This window comes from Candidatus Thioglobus sp. (assembly GCF_028599055.1).
Taxonomy (GTDB): Bacteria; Pseudomonadota; Gammaproteobacteria; order PS1; family Pseudothioglobaceae; genus Thioglobus_A.
Window position 1 is genome coordinate 1 of record NZ_JAQRMS010000181.1, and the last position, 2165, is coordinate 2165.

The window sequence follows — 2165 nt, forward strand, 5'->3', positions numbered from 1 at the left end:
CTCTTTCCCTACCACTGACGTGTATACACGCGTTTATTATCACCCTTCTGATCGTATTGACTGATAAATCCGCTGTCATTAACTCCATGCTACTCGCAGTGACTGATAGATCCGTTGTAAACAAACACATGCGCAATCGTAGTGACGGATTTTTCCGTTCAAACGGGTAGTGTTAAAACGCGAACGATTGGTCGAATTCTCCGAAAGTTCAAAAGGTGAACCAATGAAATTCATTTTTAGAAATGATTTCTCTGTCATATGATACTTTCGTTTTCTATATTTGGTCACAAAAATTTCCAAAATGTTTGAATGAAAATGTATAAATAAACGTACGCGTTGTTGTAAACAATGGCGGATGAATGGAATGCTTTCTTTAATTCTGACGACGATGACAGCGAATTTGAGGGTTTTAATCCATCAGATATTGATGAAACCGAAACGAGAAGTGTTGGGAGTGATATTAGTATCTCCGAGGTGGATACGGACTCGTCTGATGACGAAAATCCCGACCAAATAGATCAAACGTGGTCGCGAAATTTGAGAAAACCGCAAGTTGCCGATTTTCATCAACGGACAGGAGCAACATTTCAACTGAATATAGAAAATAAGGAAATTGATTTCTTTCATAAATTTTTCCCTGTTAGTTTGGTTGACAAAATAGTAGCTGAGACTAATGAATATGCAGTAAGATGCATTCAAGTACGACCTGACAAGGTGTGGGTCCCAACAACTTTCCCTGAAATGATGGCGTTTTTGGGAATCCATGTAGTATTTTCCATTGTTGGGATTCCTTCATACACACTGGCATGGAAATCAACTTGGCCCTTTGAAATACCTGCTGTACCTTCAATCATGACCAGGACACGTTTTGAAAGAATTTCAAAGTACTTTCATATGAACAATACTTCACAAAATCCACCAAGAAGACAACCAGGGCATGACAAACTTTGTCACATTCGTCCAATTCTTAATGAACTGTCTAGAACTTGTTTAGACAACTACAACCCCAACAAAGAACAGTCCATAGATGAAGGAATGATCGCATTTAAAGGCAGACTATCATTCAAGCAGTACCTTCCAGCGAAGCCAACTAAATTTGGAATAAAAGTTTGGGAACGAGCCTCCCCACATAATGGATATGTCCACGAATTCCAAATTTATACTGGTAAAGTGGAAGGAGTAAGGACTGAAGAGGGACTTGGTTCACGTGTAATTAAGGACCTTTCCAGGCATCTTGTTGGGAAAAACCATGTAATTTACATGGACAACTTTTTTTCAAATCCAGCTTTATTTGAAAGTCTGTTGGCTGAGGGAATATATTGCTGTGGTACGGTTCGTATCAATAGAAGAGGTATGCCAGAGGCTATTAAAGGAGTAAAGCTAAAAGAAAGGGGTGACACTTTGACCGTCCAAAAAGGAAACCTTGTAGCCACTGCATGGAAGGATAAAAAGGTAGTTACATACCTAAGTACCAACTGTGATCCGACAGAAAGTAGGGTGGTACAAAGAAGGAAAAAAGATGGAACCTTACAGAATGTACCAGCTCCAATTGTCTCGGAAGTGTACAACAAGTTTATGTTTGGTGTTGACCTAGCAGACCAAAAGAGGATGCAATATTCTACCTGTAGAAAGTCAAAGAAATGGTACAAATATTTATTTTGGTTTTGTTTTGATTTGGCTGTTACCAATGCATTGATTTGCATGCAAGAATCCCAAAATCACCAAAAAAGGACAAAAAACAACAAGGTCATTAAAATGACACAATTAGAATTTAGAACTGGCCTAGCCCAGCAACTGATTGGACAGTTTAGGGGGACAAGAAAAAGGAAGGCACCAGCAACTGTTGGAAACTGTGGACTGGCACATTGGCCAACACAGTTTGACAAGCCAGGCAGATGTAAGGGATGCACCAAACAAAATAGACGGCATGAGGTGAAAATAGGATGCAAACAATGCGACATCAGACTCTGTGTAAAGCATGACTGTTTTGCAAAATATCACGAAGAATTACTGAAGTGAATATATGAAAATTCAAGAATGTATATATGGAATTTATATAATTATATTTGTATATTTTGGATAAAATATGTGATTTTTTCTTTATTTGTGTGACTAAACATTGACTTTTTAAGTTCACAATGGATTTATTTCTTGTTCAAATTGGA

Annotated in this window: 1 protein-coding gene; it reads left to right on the top strand. The window is 38.0% G+C overall.

Going from position 1 to position 2165, the window contains the following annotated elements:
- The first annotated feature begins 348 nt into the window (after window positions 1-348).
- Window positions 349-2019 (top strand): hypothetical protein, encoded by a 1671-nt coding sequence (locus tag PSN35_RS07300; protein WP_300031537.1) that lies wholly within the window; start codon window positions 349-351, stop codon window positions 2017-2019.
- Window positions 2020-2165 lie beyond the last annotated feature (146 nt).